The sequence below is a fragment of the Pedobacter ginsengiterrae genome (assembly GCF_039537385.1).
GTDB classification, from domain to species: domain Bacteria; phylum Bacteroidota; class Bacteroidia; order Sphingobacteriales; family Sphingobacteriaceae; genus Pedobacter; species Pedobacter ginsengiterrae.
Window position 1 is genome coordinate 289099 of the sequence record NZ_BAABAK010000003.1, and the last position, 18347, is coordinate 307445.

Below are 18347 nucleotides of genomic sequence, written 5' to 3' on the forward strand. Positions count from 1 at the left end.
GCTATCTTAACAAATTTATCGAGCCATGTTTAACCATCTCTTCACCATCGGTAAATCTCACTACACACTTATATACATAAACACCAACAGGCTGCATAACCCCTCTGTAACTACCATCCCAGGCGGCATCCCGTTCTTTTGATTTATAAATTAATTCTCCCCATTGCGAGTAAACAGACCAGTCTATAGATTCTATACCTGTTCCATAAACCTTTACAAAATCGTTTTTCCCATCGCCATTGGGCGTGAAAGTATTTGGGATAAAAAGGTCTCTTTTTCTATTAAGATCTATCTTTATTGTTGCTGAGGCCTGGCAACCATTTTCTGAAATCGCATTTACAGTTACTATAATTTCATTCTTAAATTCAAAAATCTGATTTATTGCCCCTGCATCATTAAAAAGATTTGCCGGAGACCAGTTTAATACCTTGTATTTTAAGTTTGAACTTGTTTTTAACTCTACTTTCGATCCAAATTCAGCTATAGTCTTACTTGCAGTTAAAGATAACTCAAAGGCTTCAACAGAAATTAAAATAGAATTTGAAAGTAAACTCTCACAGCCAGAATTATTTTTCGTCTTTACGCTATAGTTACCTGCAGCATTTGCCAAATAATTTTGACTGGTAGCGCCATTGATCACTACTCCATTTTTAAACCATTGATTACCAGAGCTGGCAGACGAGACTAAAAGTGCTGCACTTCCTTTGCAAATAACTAAAGAACTTTGAGTAGATATAGTAGGTATTGGCGGTGGAATATTAATGATTACATCTATTGGATCCGAAATCTGGCTCACACAACCTCCTGTGGAAATCACACCCAAAGTATATCGCCCTGCTAAACTCGCATTGAAAGTTGTATTTGTTGCACCTGGAATTATTACCCCGTTTCTATACCATATATTTCCTGATGTCGCAGAAGAACTAAGTTGAACAGTATTGCCTTCGCAAATCTCTAAAGAATTTTGCCACGCAATTACAGGTTTAGCTGGAATTGGTTCGACAATTACATCGATATCGTCTGAGAAAATGCTACCGCAGTTATTTTCATTAAATGCTAAAACCTTATAGTTTCCGCTGCTTGCTACAATAAGAGTTTGATTAACTGCTCCTGTTATGATCGAATTATTTTTATACCATTGATACTGATTTGCATCGCTTGATTTTAAAACAACTGAACCGCCCACACAAAACACAGTTGGCCCTGAACTTACAACTACAGGTTTCGCTGGTAAGGAGTTGATAGTCACCTTAATCATTGCCCTCATACTTTCGCAGCCCTCGCTATTTTTCTGAGTAACGTAATAATTGGTTATTCCAACTAAAGCCGTATTCGGTGTTGGCGCAGCAGGCAAAACACCGTTATCATTATACCAGGTTAGGTTGGTTCCAGTAGCAGTTAAAGCTACCGCAGTTTGGTTCTGACAATAACTTAACGAGGAAACAACTGGAGCTGAAGGAACGGCATTTACGGTAACGGTTACCGTCGATCTTGGACTTTCGCAGCCTGCACTGTTTTTCTGTGTTACATAATAATTGGTTGTTCCAACTAAGCTCGTACTCGGCGTTGGCGCACCAGGCAAAATACCGTTATCATCATACCAGGTTAGATTGGTTCCAGTAGCAGTTAAAGCTACCGCAGTTTGATTCTGGCAATATCTTAATGAAGAAAAAACTGGAGCTGAAGGAACTGCATTTACGGTAACGGTTACCGTCGATCTTGGGCTTTCGCAGCCTTCACTGTTTTTCTGTGTTACATAATATTTTTTTGTTCCAACTGCGCTCGTATTCGGTGTTGGCGCACCATGCAAAATACCGTTATCATTGTACCAGGTTAGATTCGTACCAGTAGCGGTTAAAGCTAATGCAATTTGATTTTGACAATAACTTAATGAAGAAACAACTGGAGCTAAAGGCACTGAATTTACAGTAACGGTTACCGTCGATTTTGGACTTTCGCAGCCTTCACTGTTTTTCTGTGTTACATAATAATTGGTTGTTCCAACTATGCTCGTATTCGGAGTTGGCGCACCAGGCAAAACACCGTTATCATTGTACCAGGTTAGATTGGTTCCAGTAGCGATTAAAGCTACCGCAATTTGATTTTGGCAATAACTTAATGAGGAAACAACAGGAGCTAAAGGAACGGCATTTACGGTAACGGTTACCGTCGATCTTGGACTTTCGCAGCCTTCACCGTTTTTCTGTGTTACATAATAATTGGTTGTTCCAACTATGCTCGTATTCGGAGTTGGCGCAACAGGCAAAATACCGTTATCATTGTACCAGATTAGATTGGTGCCATCAGCAGTTAAAGCCACTGCAATTTGATTCTGGCAATAATTTATGGAAGAAACAACTGGAGCTAAAGGAACGGCATTTACAGTAACGGTTACCGTAGATCTTGGACTTTCGCAGCCTTCACTGTTTTTCTGGGTTACAAAATAGTTTGTCGTTCCAACTGAAGCTGTATTCGGTGTTGGCGCACCAGGCAAAACACCATTATCATCATACCAGGTTAAATTATCTCCTACCGCAGTTAAAGCTACCGCAGTTTGATTCTGGCAATAAGTTATGGAAGAAACAACTGGTGCTAAAGGAACTGCATTGACCGTAACGGTTACCGTTGCTCTCGGGCTTTCGCAGCCTTCACTATTTTTCTGGGTTACATAATAATTGGTTGTTCCAACTGAGCTCGTATTAGGTGTTGGTGCACCAGGCAAAATACCGTTATCATTGTACCAGGTTAGATTAGTGCCATCAGCAGTTAAAGCTATCGCAATTTGGTTCTGGCAATAACTTAATGAAGAAACAACTGGAGCTAAAGGAACTGCATTTACAGTAACTTTTATTGTAGAAATTGGACTTTCACACCCATTGCTATTTTTCTGTGTTACATAATAGTTTGTGGTTCCTACCGAAGTCGTAACTGGAGTTGGCGCACCAGGCAACACACCATTATCATCATACCATGTCAAATTCTCTCCTTCAGCAGTTAAAGCTACCGCAGTTTGATTCTGACAATAACTTACTGGAGCAGTTTCAGGAGCGGCAGGTCGTGGATTAACCGTAACAATAAAGTCACTCGTTTTCTGATCGCAGCCCATTGCTTTGGCCGTTATTGTCGCCTGACCAACGAAATCAAGCGCCCAGGTTACCGTTCCAGTTGCCACATCGATTGACCCTGCCTCAGCCGGTGATAAGCTGTAAAGTATTCCATCGCTATTAGATGAGGTTGCCACATAAGCATTATTTCCAACCCCTACACAGCGTGTTGCAACAGATGAGCTAGAAAAAACGGGTTGAGTAACGTTGTCTTTTACCGTTATTATTCCTGTTTTAGAAACTATAATACCACCTGTTGTAGTTACGGTATAAGTTGCACCAGAGGCCGCTGTTGCAGCTGTTGCAGTTCCTGTTATTTTGATTTGCTTAGTAATAGGATCATAAGGGCTGGCGCTGAGACCTGCAGGCAATCCTGTTATTCCCGCACCTGATGCTCCACCACCAATTAAATACACAATCTCATCAATTGATGTACCAACACAAACACTTCTATCGCTCGATCCTACGGATATTAAAGTAACTGTTCCTTCGGTCGTACTTGTTGAAGCGGAACTTTTATCGTTGCCTGGATTAACATCTGGCTGTGTTCCAGTAATTTCCGCATTATTAACATGGACACCCGTAGTAGCTACTTTTGCCTTAATTGACAAGGTTGCTACGGCATTACTATTCATCACACCTATTGACCAAACTCCAGTAGAAGAATTATATACACCAGATGAGGCAATACTAGACTCATAAGTATAACCCGAGGGCAATAAATCATTAACAGAAACACCAATAGCATTTCCAGCCCCTAAATTTTTTGCCGTGAGGGTGAAATTTACAATATCACCTAGTTCAGGCAAAGCTATATCAACCGTTTTTTCGATGGATCGATCAATGTTGCAAAGCGAAATAATCGAAGGTAGAGATTGGGCACTCATACCGCACTCAAGCATTGAGGAAACAGTATAATTACCTGAAACGGTAGCAACATAAAAATTTTGTGTTGCACCAGTTATTAATTCCCCATTTAAATACCATTGATAGGGGCCTGAACTCAAAGGATCTGCTGTCAATTTTGCTGCAGTACAATCCGTTAAATCAATAGTTGGCTGTACTGCTTTTTCTGCGAACCTAGAGATGAAATTTGACATTGAGAAAGCGCTACTCTGCTGAACCATAGAAACGGTTAAACGGCTTGCACTACTAATCGTTATCACATTCGGGAAATTAATATTTGCATCGGTAAACTTAACCAGATACAAACCAGTTGTGCCCAATTGTTTTCTTGTAGCAATACCTGGAACGGATTCAATATTTTGGTTGTTATAAGTTGTACCAGTTCCTTGCGTAGTTAAATTAATCTGATCGGAAGACTTAGTAAGAATATAACCAAAGTATGGCAATTTCAGATCTGTATAATCCGTAAATTTATAAGTCTCCACCCTTCTTGAGCCTGCACAGGATGCAATCGGAACCAGAGTTGCAATATCTACCTCACATCCGCCACCAACAGAAACACCGCCAGTACCAGAAAAAACTAAAACATTTTTAGTGGTTACTATTCTTGATGAGGAATATTTCCCAGTGTTGTTACTAGAATTATAGCCTCCATTGATATAACCATGTCCAAAAGTTTGAAATTGGCCTGGTTGTGCTATTGTAAATTTTAAGGGCGGGCCTTGCTGCACTCCATTATCGTCAAAAAACTGGACGCTAACTTCTGTATTAGGTTCAGTCGCGACTACAGTTGTTTGTTCAGCGATTAAATTTCCTTCACCTCTAACAATTACATACTCAGAACCCAATGAAATTATCGGAGGAATTGGATTATATGCACCATCTCCACAACCACCAGGAGCATCCAACCTTGCTGATGTATTCATTACCGCAGCGCCTGAAGATTCTACCAACGTACCCATAGGACACTGAAAAAGGTAGCTTTGACCTTTATTCAAAGTCGCTTTGACCAATCCAGCAACCCTAATTACTGAATTATCATCCAATGCCATTATGCTGTAAATTGGCCTTTCGGTTCCTGCAAGATCACCATCCCTGTAATAGCCTACTCTAAAGGAAGTTCCCACACCAGCATCTCCAAAACTAAAAAGTGACGCATTTCCTTTGATGTTATTATCTGAACCATCACTTCCTAAATTATCAGAAGCGATATTTCTTAAATTAACAGAAATTGATGCATCGGCTATTACGACTAACCCAGCTCCAGAAATCACTGTATTTAGCGGATGAACAGGTGCCGCGCTTGGTAACCCTGTAAAACGCATCACAAAAGGCGAATTAGCACTGCAGGTAAAATTTGCTATGAAATCACCATTACTTTTTCTGATCACCCCACTCACGATCGTGGCGCTTTCGGTAGTAATTACAACTTGATTTGCCTTACTCCAATATTGCCATGGCGCTGGAGCAATATAATGCGTAGAATAGGTGGGCGGACTGAATGAATTCGGCGCACTTGAAAGTACTTTAGTTAAATTGGCAGGTAAAACTTCGGCGTGTACACGATTACTAAAGCTTAATAACATTAAGCATAATAAGTATACAGATAATTTAAAACCCGAGCTATTTACCATAAAACATCCTAAACACAATAATCCCTATGTAAATCTGTACAGAGATCCTCGCTGGACAGATAATCTAAAACAATAAATACTAAGCTTACAAGAGCGTCTGTTAAGGTCAAATAAGAATATTCGACTACAGAAGTTTAAGCGAAAATAACCAATTACAAAGCCTCTGTTATTAGGCCAATGTTAATTTTTACACGTAATTAATCATCTATCTATCAGAGCATTACATAAATACCAAAGCTTGTAATCGTAATACTACATATTAGCTGAATTCTTTAACAAACCATATCGAAAAACTATCTGATTATCAGCTGTTTCCGTAGAATCACCTTTGTTTAACAACACCAGCATCAAAAAAGCAAATTATTTGATGAATAGCGAAAAATACAATAGGATTTCAAGAAGAAATAAAAGCCTAGACAACATAAACCAGAAAATAAATGAGTAATTACAGAGATATCACAATAGCTAATTATGTTTCTTATGCGTTTATTTAAAAGCTGTTATTAAGTAAGTGTATAATTGATCGTTTTCTTCGGTGGATACGAAAATATAATTCAGGATTCATCAATCTTAGCTCCACATTAAGCGCAATCATATTTTTGGTATGCAATAAATTATAAAGCGGTTTAAGTGCACTCCCATCCGAACTTTTATTTTTTTTAATGTGTACTTCTTTCATTTGCGTTATCCATTTAGAGGATCAAAGAATCAACATTAGTAATTTCGTATTGTTTACGTATTTCGCTTCAAAAAATACAACTATTAGGGGTAACTGAAATAAAAGCCAAGAATATATCATCGGAAATAAAATTTAGAATAATTTCAATTATTGGCTTACCTTTGCTGTCAAGAATGAAAATCATTAGTCTTTTGTTAACCATTTCTATTTTAGTTATTTCCTTCCTAAATTGCGAGGATGTAACTGAATTAAAAACTATTGACAAAGCTGAAAATTTAACGACTTCTCTAAGTAAAAACCAATCGCATAGCGATACGGATTACTGTTCGCCACTTTGTACATGCAACTGTTGCGGCCAGCCTTTGGTTTTCAATTTAAAATCTATCTCGCTTAAATCTTTAAAACCTGTAGCAAGTACTCAAAAAATAATAGCTTACAGAAAGCATTTTGCATCAGATTTTTTTCAAAGTATCTGGCAACCGCCAAAATTGAATAAGGAATTTATTGGTTAATCCCTAAATTTTAAATCGGCCTATCAGTCGATATTATTCATTCAATTCAATAAAAAAAATGCAAAAAATATATTTGTTGTTATGTGCCATGCTGTGCATAACAACTACCTATGCGCAAAACAGTTTTAAATTTACTGTAAAAGCGGCCTATAATAAATCAGTTTTACAAGGCGCAACAATTACCCTTAATAACACAAAGCTTAAAAATGTTACCAACGATGAGGGCTTAGCCACCTTCAATAACATTCCAGATGGGAAACAAGTTTTCAAGGTAAATCATATTGGTTTTGAGGAGAAAAACATTACTATAAGTTTCCCTGTTGATCAGCAAAATCCAATGGAAATTTTGCTTGAGCAATCCGAAGATGAGCTTGAAGAGGTGATCATCTCTTCAACCAGAACCAGTAGAAGTATTCAAAACACACCTACACGCGTAGAAACTATTGAACTGGAAGAAATTGATGAAAAAAGCAATATGCGACCAGCCAATGTTTCGATGATATTGCATGAAAGCACTGGAATTTCGGTACAGCAAACTTCGGCAACAAGCGGCAATGCAAGCATTAGAATACAAGGTTTAGATGGCCGCTATACGCAACTCTTAAAAGATGGATATGCAAGTTTTGGCAATTTCGCCAGTGGATTAAGCATACTTGAAATCCCACCTTTAGATTTGAGTCAGGTAGAAATTATAAAAGGGCCAGCTTCTACCCTTTATGGCGCTGGTGCGATAGCGGGTGTAGTAAATTTCATCTCCAGAACACCGCGTGAAAAAGCAGATTACAATTTTATTATAAACCAATCGAATGTTGGGCAAACCAATATTGGTGCTTTTGCGATGAAAAGAAATAAGAAAATTGGTTATAGCTTACTTGCGCTTACAAATTTTCAGAAACCTTACGATGTTGATAAAGATGATTTCACTGAACTTCCTAAATCAAAGGATTTCACCATCCATCCTAAACTCTTTATCTATCCAAACGAAAAAACCACCCTTATTATTGGTAACGCTTTTACTAAAAGCGACAGAACTGGTGGTGATATTGTTTTGATAAAAAACGGAGCAGATAATAATCATACTTATTTTGAGAATAATGCCAGCTTAAGAAATACCTCAACTGTAGACTTAAGCATAAAATCAGCGGAAAAGGATTTATTCCGTGTTAAATCAAGTTTTAACTATTTTAAGCGTGATATAGGTATTCCAAATTATAGTTTTAAAGGTGATAATTATAATGTTTATACAGATATCAGCTATTTAAAAAACCTAAAAACCCAAAGTTTAATATTTGGGGCAAATTTAGTTTATGATGATTTTAGAGAAGCAAATCAAACCGTTTTAGCAAAAGATTTCATAACTAAAACCGCTGGATTGTACTTTCAACAAACCTGGGATGCAACGGAAAAGCTTAAGCTTGAAAGCGGTATAAGAACAGATTTAACAAATTTTCATAACAGCTTATACAGCAAAACTGATTTCTTCATTTTACCAAGAGTTTCGATATTATATAAATTTAACGATCACTGGAGTTCGAGAATTGGTGGTGGTTTAGGGTACAAAACGCCTACACTTTTCACCGAGCAAACCGAAACTTTTCAATACCAAAATTTGCTGCCGTTAAACAACATAAAATCAGAAAAAAGCTATGGCGGAACGGCTGATATCAATTATAAAACCAGCATTGGCGATGACTGGCTGGTAAGTTTAAATCAGATGTTTTTCTACACTAAAATATCAAATTCGACTATTTTGCTGCAGGATATAAATAATTTTTTCTATTTCAGTAATACATCTCAACCAGTTAATAGCTTAGGTTTTGAAAGTAATGCAAAAATTATCTTTAGAGAATATTTCAAATTGTTTGCAGGCTATACTTTTACAAATGCAAAAGCAAAATATTTACCCGTTATTCAAGACATTCGTTTATTACCTAAAAACAAATTGAACCTGGCATTACTATACGAAAAAGAAAGAAATTTCAAAATTGGATTAGAAGGCTATTTCACTGACAAGCAATATCTGTATAATAATTTTCAAACCAATCCGTTCTGGGAATTTGGCTTAATGGCCGAAAAAGTATTTGGAAAAATTTCAGTTTTTATTAACGCCGAGAACTTTACCGATACCAGACAAAGTAGATATAAAAGCGTAGTTAACGGCCCGCACAACAACCCTACCTTTGATGATATTTGGACGCATACCGAAGGTCGAACTTTTAATGCAGGGGTAAAATTAAAGCTGTAAATGAAACACTTACAGCTATTTTAAATAAAATTTGTTCGGATAGGGTCTTAATTGTATCTTTGCCCACCCTCGGAAGCTTCCACTCCGAGGTTATTAAAAGCTTTCTGGTAACGGAAGGCTTTTTTTATTTGATCTATTTGCTCTTGAAAATAACGACTGCTAACGGCGGTAAATCAACAGTAATCGAGAATTCCTGATTATTATAACCCTGCAAATGAGGAACAATATCGCCTTTATTATTAATTCCTCCGCCATAAAATTCTTTAGCATCAGTATTGAATAACTCTTTCCACTTGGTCTTAAAAGGTACACCTATTTTATAATTTTCTCTTACAACAGGCGTAAAGTTTAAAGCAATAACCAAGGTATCTTTAGCTTTCGGACCTTTGCGCATAAAAACGAATATAGATTCATCGCTATTATCTGCATCAAGCCATTCAAAACCTTCGTAACTAAAGTTAAAATGATATAATGCTGGTTCTTTTCTATATAAAAAATTTAACGCCTTAACTGTTTCCTGCATGCCTTTATGCGGGGCATATTGCAGCAAATGCCAATCTAATGATTGGGTAAAGTTCCATTCATTTGTGTCGCCAAATTCGTTACCCATAAATAGCAACTTTGCACCAGGATGTGTAAACATATAACCATAAAGTGCCCTAAGATTGGCAAACTTTTGCCATTCATCTCCTGGCATTTTGTACAACATTGGCGATTTCCCATGCACAACTTCATCATGAGAGAAAGGAAGCATAAAATTCTCGGTAAAAGCATAAGTCATACTAAAACTAAGCTTATGATGATGATGTTTTCTTGCTAAAGTATCTACCTTGAAATATTTAAGCGTATCGTTCATCCAGCCCATCATCCATTTCATGCCAAAACCTAAACCACCCGCATAAACAGGATGTGTTACCCCTGGATAAGTACTACTCTCTTCAGCAATGGTTTGTACACCATCAAAATTACCATATACAGCAACATTTAAATCTTGCAAAAACTGAATGGCACCTAAATTTTCACTTCCTCCATATTCATTTGTAGCGGCATCAGCATCTTCTCTGGAAAAGTTAAAGTAAAGCATCGAAGCCACGGCATCTACACGCAGGCCATCTGCATGGTACTTATCGAGCCAAAACAGGGCATTACTAATTAAAAAGGAGCGAACTTCATTTCTATCATAATTAAAAATATACGACTTCCAATCAGGATGAAATCCTTTGCGCATATCTGCGTGCTCATACAAATGCGTTCCATCGAATTCATACAAGCCATGCCTGTCGCCAGGGAAATGTGAAGGTACCCAATCCAGAATTACAGCGACATTTGCCTTGTGCAATTCTTCAATTAAATACATTAAATCCTGGGGAGAGCCGTAACGCGAACTTGCACCGAAATAACCTGTAATTTGATAACCCCAGCTCGGAAAAAAAGGAAACTCCATTACAGGCATAAGCTCTACGTGGGTAAAACCCATTTCGACAACATAAGGTACTAATGCCGCAGCAACCTCCCTACAATTTAATACCCGCTCTGGATTATTTGGGTCTCTTTGCCAAGAGCCCACATGCAATTCATAAACAGAAATGGGCTGATCCAAAGCATTTAACTTTGGTCTTTTGTTTAACCACGGTTTATCTTTCCAGTTGTAATCTGTATCCCAAATAATGCTTGCGGTTTGCGGGGGATGCTCCCATCTAACCGCATATGGATCTCCTTTTAAATGTTCAGATTCATCAAAACCTTTTACAAAATATTTATAAACATCACCCTTTTTTAAATTTGGAATAAAACCTTCCCAAATGCCTGATTTATCCCATCTTTTATTTAAAGCGTGTGAAGAAGTATTCCAATCATTAAAATCGCCAGAAACCGCTACCTTAATGGCGTTTGGTGCCCAAACAGAAAAATATGCACCAGTTTTATTTTCTACTGTAAGGAGATGTGAACCCATTTTTTCGTATAAACGAAAATGTTTTCCTACAAGAAATAAATCAATATCATATTCAGTGAATAAACTATAGGGCCATACGGCTAAACTTTGATCAATCTCAGGTAATACTGCTTTTTTAACAGATACTTTTTTAGCTGCGGGCATAGTAAATTCAGGTTAGATATGATATAACCCCGAAAGCTTTCTAAAGTTTCGGGGTTATGTTTATTACAGACTAAAAATCTGTATTTCGTTGAAGTTTTTATTGCATTTAAAGTGTAATGCTGATTTCTCGTCGGTATAAAAGTCTGTTACCTCTCTTCCATCAACCATAATTTTTCTAACCTGAGAATTTACACCTAAAATATTGCAAGCATAAAACTCGTAATTTGGTGTATATAAACCTTCGGTAAATTGGTTAATTTTTAAAGTTTGGCCATCACCTTTTACCGTGAATTTCTTTTCAAGATAAATATCTTGCTCATAAGCAAAAGTGTCTCCATGATCTTCGTACATAAATGAATTCACTTCGTAATCGCTATAATAGATATTAAGCATTACTTCAGTTATCATTTTCTCATCAACGTACTGCATAACAGGATATTCAGGAATTACTGAACCTGCTCTAACGAACATTGGCATGCTGTCTATCTTTGCTTCGACCAAATGCTCACTTTCTCCAGCTAGAACCTCGTTCGTCCAGAAATTGTACCAGGTTCCTTTTGGCAGATAAACTTTTCTTGATACTGCACCTTGCTCTAACACTGGACAGATCAATAATTTGTCGCCATAACAGAATTCATCCTGACGGAAATGATTGCTGATATTTTCTTGCTCCAGCATTACCAATGGTCTTAATATTGGAAAACCGTAGCGATGGTGCTCCCAGAAAACAGAGTATAAGTATGGCATTAGGCGATACCTTAACTCGATAAACTTGCGGTTAATATCTTCAAAAAATTCCCCAAAACTCCATGGCTCTCTTTCTGCGGTATCACCTGCGGAGTGCGCTCTCATGAAAGGAGAGAAAGTCCCTAGCTGAATCCAACGAGTAAATAATTCTCCATCAGGTTCGCCGCTAAAGCCACCAATATCAGTACCGCAAAAAGGCACACCAGAAACGGATAACCGTTGACACTGGATATTACCCATTTTTAAATGCTCCCAACTAGCTAAATTATCCCCCGTCCAAACACTGGCATAACGCTGCATACCTGAATAACCTGCTCTAGTGATGGTAAATGGACGTTTATTTCGCATTAGTTTTTTCAAACCCTCGTAGGTTGACCGAACCATCTGCATGCCATAAACGTTATGTGCCTTGCGGTGAGATCCCCTGAACCCATCGTAGTTATGGCGAACATCGTTAGGGAATGTTCCTGAACCAAATACGGCAGGTTCGTTCATATCATTCCAAAAACCGGCAACGCCCATATCTACCAATTCCTTATACAAGTTGCCCCACCAGGTACGAACTTTAGGATTGGTAAAATCAGGGAACTGGCAACGGCCTGGCCAGACGTGCCCTTCCATATAATAATCATCGCTGCGGCGACAGAAAAATCTTTTCTCTTTTCCTTCTTTGAAAACCCAGTAATCATCATCAACTTTTATTCCAGGGTCAATCATGACTACGGTTTTAAACCCATCATCAGAAAGCTCTTTAATCATTCTACGTGGATCTGGAAAATATTTCTTATTCCAGGTAAAGCAACGATAGCCATCCATGTAATCGATATCGAGATAAATGGCATCGCAAGGAATTTTTCTGGCTCTGAATTGTTTTGCTATTTCCTTTACTTTCGATTCAGGATAATAGCTCCATCGGCATTGTTGATAACCTAAAGTCCACTTTGGAGGCATAGGATGTGTACCCGTTAAACTTGCATAACGTTTAACAACATCCATCATGTGTGGTCCATGAATATAATAGTACTGCAACTCGCCTCCATCGGCCCAGAAACTTGTTTTACTTACATCTTCGCCACCAAAATCGAAATAAGATTTAAAGGTATTATCAAAGAAAATGCCATAGGCAGCCTTGTCGTGTAAACCGATGTAGAATGGTATAGTCCTGTATAAAGGATCCTGATTCCATCCAAAAGAATAGGCATCCGTATTCCAGTTTTCAAATCTGCGTCCGCGAAGATTAAAATTTCCGGATTTATCACCTAAACCAAAAAAATTTTCTTCTGGTTGACATTTTTTAGTTGCGTAGATATAATATCCACCAAAATCAGTGTTCTCTTCCCAATGCATTGAATTGGCTTCATCAACCATTAATGTATTGGTAATGTTATCAGAAAATGAAATATGGAAATTGTTTTTATCTACTCTACAGGTAACCGAATGGGTAGAAACGGTATAGCTATCTTCATGCTCCTGCATTTTAAAAACAGAAACTTTTTGATCAACCGCTGGTACGGCGTAAGAAAAATCATCTAAAAAAACGCCATGTGGAGCAAGGCGAACGCGAATAATTTCATCGCTTACAACTCTTATTTCAACTCTTGCATCTCCATCGGAAAAATAAAAACGGTTACCTTCTTTTTTAACTTTTTTTACTGAACCTAAATATTGTTTAACAATAGGTTTTACAGATATATCAACAGGATTGTTTAAATGCTGTATTTCCTGTTCTTTTTCAATCAGCTCGCTAGTCTCAAGCGGCTTATCGTTTTGCTCTTCCATCCTAATAATTTCAAAAATTTAATTCGACCCTCTCTTAACTAAGCATCACTTAATAAGAAAGTACTATAATACAAATATTTTATAAAAGGCTCGTAACAAATCAGAAAAAACGTAATGTCAATTCTTTTGTTTTTTCAGGGCACCTGACGATCAATTTTAAAAATCAAAAGCGTTTATATAATCTGCCAGAAAAGTATCAACCTCTGTTGCAAGCTTGAACCGATCTCCATCAATTACGATGTGCACTAAAAATCGGTTATCCTTTAATCCTTCGAAACTGACATATTTCTTGGTTTCATTTCCTTGCATAGCAATAAAAGACTTATTGAATTTTTGATTCTTACTTGGATAAGTTTTTAAGATTGGCGAAGTACCTGCCAGGAACATGGTCTGAAAGAAATTCACTTGTGACTGGCCTGCATCGGTTTTAAAAAATGGATCTGCCCAATCGGTAATGGTTACGGTCATATGCTGCCTTGTTTTTGCAATGCAGTATTCGAACTCTAAAATACCGCTTGATTTTCCAGCACCGCACATGTTGACCTGATTAAACAAAAAGCCCTTGTAGATTGGAATTTTAGGAAAGATTTTATATAGGTGCGCTGAGCGATCTTTGCACTGCAGGTCTGCCAAAGGGGTAATCGCAACTACAGCAGAGTTGCCTGCCTGACAGCAAGCTTGTTTACTTGGGTCATCACAATCATTTTCCTGCGAATAAGCGAACAGACTGCAAACAACTAATGTGGCTGTTAAGAATAAATTTCTCATATATCCATTATTTATTACCAGCCTGTTTATTTCAGTTCCATGATAAAAACCTTACCTTGTGCAGAATTAGATTGAATATTCAAAACATACTTCTTGTTATCATTAATAAATGCGTAGACAGCAAACGGCTCATCATCCCCAAGTCCAACTGTTCTTTTATTTCCGTTCCACATATTTTCGTTGAGCTTTGCTCTCAACGCCTGGTCACTTGGAAATTTACCATTAAATATTTTTTTTGCTCCGATTTTATCTAAGTAAGGATAAACCATATCTTCAAATAGTTGCTGGTTAAACTTTTTATCTCCATTATCTTCAAAAACCATTACCCCTAACTTTCCTTTAGTTGTATTAATTCCGCTTCCGGTATAATTTTCCATCTTAGCATAATCAAAAAACTCTGAAAGACCATTTTTCTCATCGATGATTTTTAAATCATCTGTTGGCGTATAAAATGGGAATTTGCCAATATCTCTAAGTTCAGGAACATTTCCCCAATCAATACTATCTGCTGGAACCGTTATGCTTTCTTTCTCTTCTTTTTGGGAAGTCATTGCTGCACTATCTAATTGTTTAGTTTCTGCATTTTCTGTTTTTTTACTGGTGCAGGATGCAATGGTCGCACTGATAGCTAGGATGAGAAGTGTTTTTTTCATTTGGATTTAATTGAATGGTCTGATTTTTTTTAGTCATCACCTGCATTTTTATCGATATACTTGATCTGCAGGTAATCTCGTCTTAATCAAAAACAATGCCTGCTTTAAGATTGCCAACATTTGGGGAAAAGATTTTTCCGCCTTCGATTTAATGTGATTTTTAAAAAATCCGTAAACAGAAAAGCCTCCCATACTTTTGTAAGGAGGCTCCCATAAACGAAATATTCTTATGGATTAAAAGTTATCCCCACATAGTAAATTGCACCTGCCATCGGGTTTCCGAAAGAGGTTGTGTAATATTTGTTAAGTACATTAGAACCACCAAGTTTAATAACCGACATCACTGAAGGAATTTTTAAGCTAACCTGAGCATCCAAAGAACTGTATGCTGGAACCTCGCCTGAGGCAAAAGACGAGTTCCAATAAAACCTGTCTTGCCAGCGATAAGCAACATTAAAACCAAAGTTTTTTACAATTTCTTTATTTCCAAATCCAAGGTTGTAACGGATTTTAGGCGTATTGAAATCATTAATATAATTTACTGGCAAATCGCCAATCTGGTTGTAGGATACATTACCGCTGATGTTATATTTTCCAACAAGATAATCTAAACCTAAGGCACCACCATAAGAGTTCACACTGCCTTGGGCATTTACTGGAACACCGAATTTCACAAATGTAGGCGCTGCTAAAGTTCCAACATTTTGATAAACATCTACTGCGGTAATAAAATCTTTATATTGATTAAAATAACCATAAGCATCGATAAGTAAATTAGGCAAAATTAAGCCTTTATAACCAAGTTCGTAAGATTGAACGCTTTCTGGGCGAACACCTTTCGCATCGAAAGTATACTGCTGTAATAAGGCTGGGTTTGGAGTGCCGGTAGCAGCAGAAGCTAAGAAAGCACGATAACTAACATCCGTAAATGGCTTGTTTGCATCTAGCTTATATTTGCCGAACATAATTTCTGGTAAGCCACCAATTAACCTTTGAGAACCACCACCAACGGATAAATCGATGTATTGATTTTGCGTTGTTGGGTTACGATATCCTGTTTGATACGAGACCCGAATGTTATTGTTTTTAGCTACCGTAAACACACCTGTTATTCTTGGTGTAAACCTACCTTCAAAATTCTGGCTTTTATCATACCGGCCTGCAAAAGTAATTTTAACCTTATCGTTGAATAGTTTTTTACCAATCTGAGCAAAAGCGCCATATTCTTCAATGTCAATCTGACGGCCTAAATCATCAAAAATAGTTCCTGCTGAATTTAAATCATAAATACGGTAAGAGGCACCAACCTGGAACTCGACAACTTTATTAAATGCATTCGTTAAGTTGTACATTCCTTCGTAGTGATAAAGATTAGATTTATCATCGAATTTAGCACCGTAAACACTTTTAGTTGGATCAGCAGCGTTAATAGAAGTTGCACTAATCGTCGTGTTCATGATCTGATCTTTCGCTGTTGCGAAGCCATTGCTTCCTGGCTCAAAACGACCTGTGTTTGCTACACCTCTTGCAAATACGTGTGCAGCTGCATCTGTTTGACCAGCAGCTCTGGCACCTACATAATTGCCAATATATTGTGGAAACCAAGTTGTTGATGGCTTAGATACTTCGTTTATATAACTTCCTAAGATAGAAGAGATATAAGAATCGCCCGATCTTTCCTGAGTGGTATAGGCTTTTAACGAGAAATCTTCGCCTTTTAATTCAAGTTTGTATTGACCAATGTTAAAGTTTCTCAAAGAATAACGATCGGAACCTGTATATACTGAAGTACCAGTACCCCAGTTTGCCTGTGCAACAGCCTGTATTGTACTGCTAAAATTGTAGTATAAAGCACCAGAAACCTTTAAAGATTTAGTATCATAATCAACTAAGTTTTCCTCATTATAGCCCGTTCTTGATACATTTTGATCAGGAATTAAGTTTGCTTTTAAACCAACATAAAACGGAAAATAATTTTGTACTGCAGGACGTAATGCCGCAGGTAAACTAGATAAAAATCCAGCTTGTTGTGGACCAGTAGGAATTGCAGCACCAAAAGCACCATCAATTAAGCTTTTAATATTTGGTATTGCGCCGCCTGAACCTGCATTGATACCCGCAATTGTTGCATTCTGAACACTTAGAGCAACGTTTCTCATGTTTTGGCTAACCTCATCTCCATAGCTATTAATACCATCATAATTGGTGTCACTGTTTCTATCACCTGGTTTAACCGTGCGAGAAATACGATCGAAGTTACTATAGTTATTTGCAAACCAATCTTTAGCCTGCAAGAATGAAAACGCGGCTTTCACACCAAATTTGTTATTCCATGATTTTGCCAATCTTACATCCAGTTGATTAAAGGGTTTAGTCGATGTATTATCATCATTAACATGATTAACGCCTGTTTTATATTGAAAACTTGCGCCAGGATATTTAAAAGGATCTTTAGAGGTCATTAATAATGTACCATTAATACCGCCAGCACCATAAAGTGCTGAAGATGCACCAGGCAACAACTCCACATTATCAACGTCAAGTTCCGTGATACCAACAATATTTCCTACCGAGAAGTTTAAACCAGGTGCCTGGTTATCCATACCATCTATATATTGATTGAAACGAGTATTACCGTTCGAGTTGAAACCACGCGTATTAATTGATTTAAAAGTCAAACTCTGCATGCTGCTTTCCACACCCTTCATATTGTTTAACGCATCGTAAAAAGAAGGAGCCGCAATATCTTTGATTGTAGCTGCACTCATTCGCTCAATTGAAACCGGAGATTCCAAAATACGTTCAGGCGTTCTTGACGCCGAAACAACAACATCACCACCTAAAACTACGGCAGCTTCCATTTCAATTGAAATATTAGCTGTATTGCCAGTAACTTGCTTTTCAACTACACCATAACCGATGTAACTTGCAGAAATGGTTAATGGGATTTTGGCAGAAGTAGTAAAAGTAAATGCGCCGTCTGAATTTGTTGAAGTACCGCCCGATTGTCCTTTAACAATCACGGTTACTCCACTTAATGGCTCTTTGGTTTGTTTATCCTTAACGGTTCCGCTTACCGTTATGTTCTGAGCTTGTGAGGCAAATCCAGTTGCACAAACAAGCATAAACACATAGAAGATCTGTGTAAAGATTCTGCTCATAAAATAAATTATTTGGTTAGAGTAATTTTTTAGTTAGTTAAACTTAAACCCTTTTTTTCAA

The 18347-nt window shown here is 37.4% G+C and carries 8 protein-coding genes; 2 read left to right on the forward strand and 6 right to left on the reverse strand.

The features are described 5' to 3' along the window. Position 1: 1 nt before the first annotated feature. Positions 2-5596 carry an Ig-like domain-containing protein gene (locus ABD692_RS03525; protein WP_344764968.1) on the reverse strand — a complete coding sequence of 1865 codons (5595 nt, stop codon included), beginning with the start codon at positions 5594-5596 and terminating at the stop codon, positions 2-4. A 900-nt stretch (positions 5597-6496) separates the two neighbouring features. Between ABD692_RS03525 and ABD692_RS20905 the strand changes: the two genes are divergently transcribed. Continuing rightward, the gene (locus ABD692_RS20905; protein WP_425567317.1) at positions 6497-6835 is read left to right on the forward strand and encodes a DUF6660 family protein; all 339 of its coding nucleotides are present in this window, start codon (positions 6497-6499) and stop codon (positions 6833-6835) included. A gap of 58 nt (positions 6836-6893) precedes the next feature. After that, positions 6894-9080, forward strand: a complete 2187-nt coding sequence (locus ABD692_RS03530) for a TonB-dependent receptor (RefSeq protein WP_344764970.1) — start codon at positions 6894-6896, stop codon at positions 9078-9080. A 133-nt stretch (positions 9081-9213) separates the two neighbouring features. Here the strand turns inward: ABD692_RS03530 and glgB are convergent, their stop codons facing one another. From glgB to ABD692_RS03555, 5 genes are all read right to left on the reverse strand, one after another. Continuing rightward, positions 9214-11178, reverse strand: a complete 1965-nt coding sequence (gene glgB / locus ABD692_RS03535; RefSeq protein ID WP_344764972.1) for a 1,4-alpha-glucan branching protein GlgB — start codon at positions 11176-11178, stop codon at positions 9214-9216. Positions 11179-11241: 63 nt separating this feature from the next. Further along, positions 11242-13704, reverse strand: a complete 2463-nt coding sequence (locus tag ABD692_RS03540) for a glycoside hydrolase family 31 protein (protein WP_344764974.1) — start codon at positions 13702-13704, stop codon at positions 11242-11244. 156 nt (positions 13705-13860) lie between these two features. Continuing rightward, positions 13861-14472, reverse strand: coding sequence for a hypothetical protein (locus ABD692_RS03545; RefSeq protein ID WP_344764976.1), 612 nt, complete (start codon positions 14470-14472; stop codon positions 13861-13863). A gap of 26 nt (positions 14473-14498) precedes the next feature. Next, positions 14499-15125, reverse strand: coding sequence for a hypothetical protein (locus ABD692_RS03550; protein ID WP_344764978.1), 627 nt, complete (start codon positions 15123-15125; stop codon positions 14499-14501). Positions 15126-15352: 227 nt separating this feature from the next. Continuing rightward, positions 15353-18286 (reverse strand): TonB-dependent receptor domain-containing protein, encoded by a 2934-nt coding sequence (locus ABD692_RS03555; RefSeq protein ID WP_344764980.1) that lies wholly within the window; start codon positions 18284-18286, stop codon positions 15353-15355. Positions 18287-18347 lie beyond the last annotated feature (61 nt).

Excerpts from the sequence above, each read along its gene's own strand:
- ABD692_RS03530 (WP_344764970.1), top strand. The coding sequence starts at position 6,894 with ATGCAAAAAATATATTTGTTGTTATGTGCCATGCTGTGCATAACAACT.
- ABD692_RS03540 (WP_344764974.1), bottom strand. The coding sequence starts at position 13,704 with ATGGAAGAGCAAAACGATAAGCCGCTTGAGACTAGCGAGCTGATTGAA.
- ABD692_RS03555 (WP_344764980.1), bottom strand. The coding sequence starts at position 18,286 with ATGAGCAGAATCTTTACACAGATCTTCTATGTGTTTATGCTTGTTTGT.
- ABD692_RS03545 (WP_344764976.1), bottom strand. The coding sequence starts at position 14,472 with ATGAGAAATTTATTCTTAACAGCCACATTAGTTGTTTGCAGTCTGTTC.
- glgB (WP_344764972.1), bottom strand. The coding sequence starts at position 11,178 with ATGCCCGCAGCTAAAAAAGTATCTGTTAAAAAAGCAGTATTACCTGAG.
- ABD692_RS03550 (WP_344764978.1), bottom strand. The coding sequence starts at position 15,125 with ATGAAAAAAACACTTCTCATCCTAGCTATCAGTGCGACCATTGCATCC.
- ABD692_RS20905 (WP_425567317.1), top strand. The coding sequence starts at position 6,497 with ATGAAAATCATTAGTCTTTTGTTAACCATTTCTATTTTAGTTATTTCC.
- ABD692_RS03525 (WP_344764968.1), bottom strand. The coding sequence starts at position 5,596 with ATGTTATTAAGCTTTAGTAATCGTGTACACGCCGAAGTTTTACCTGCC.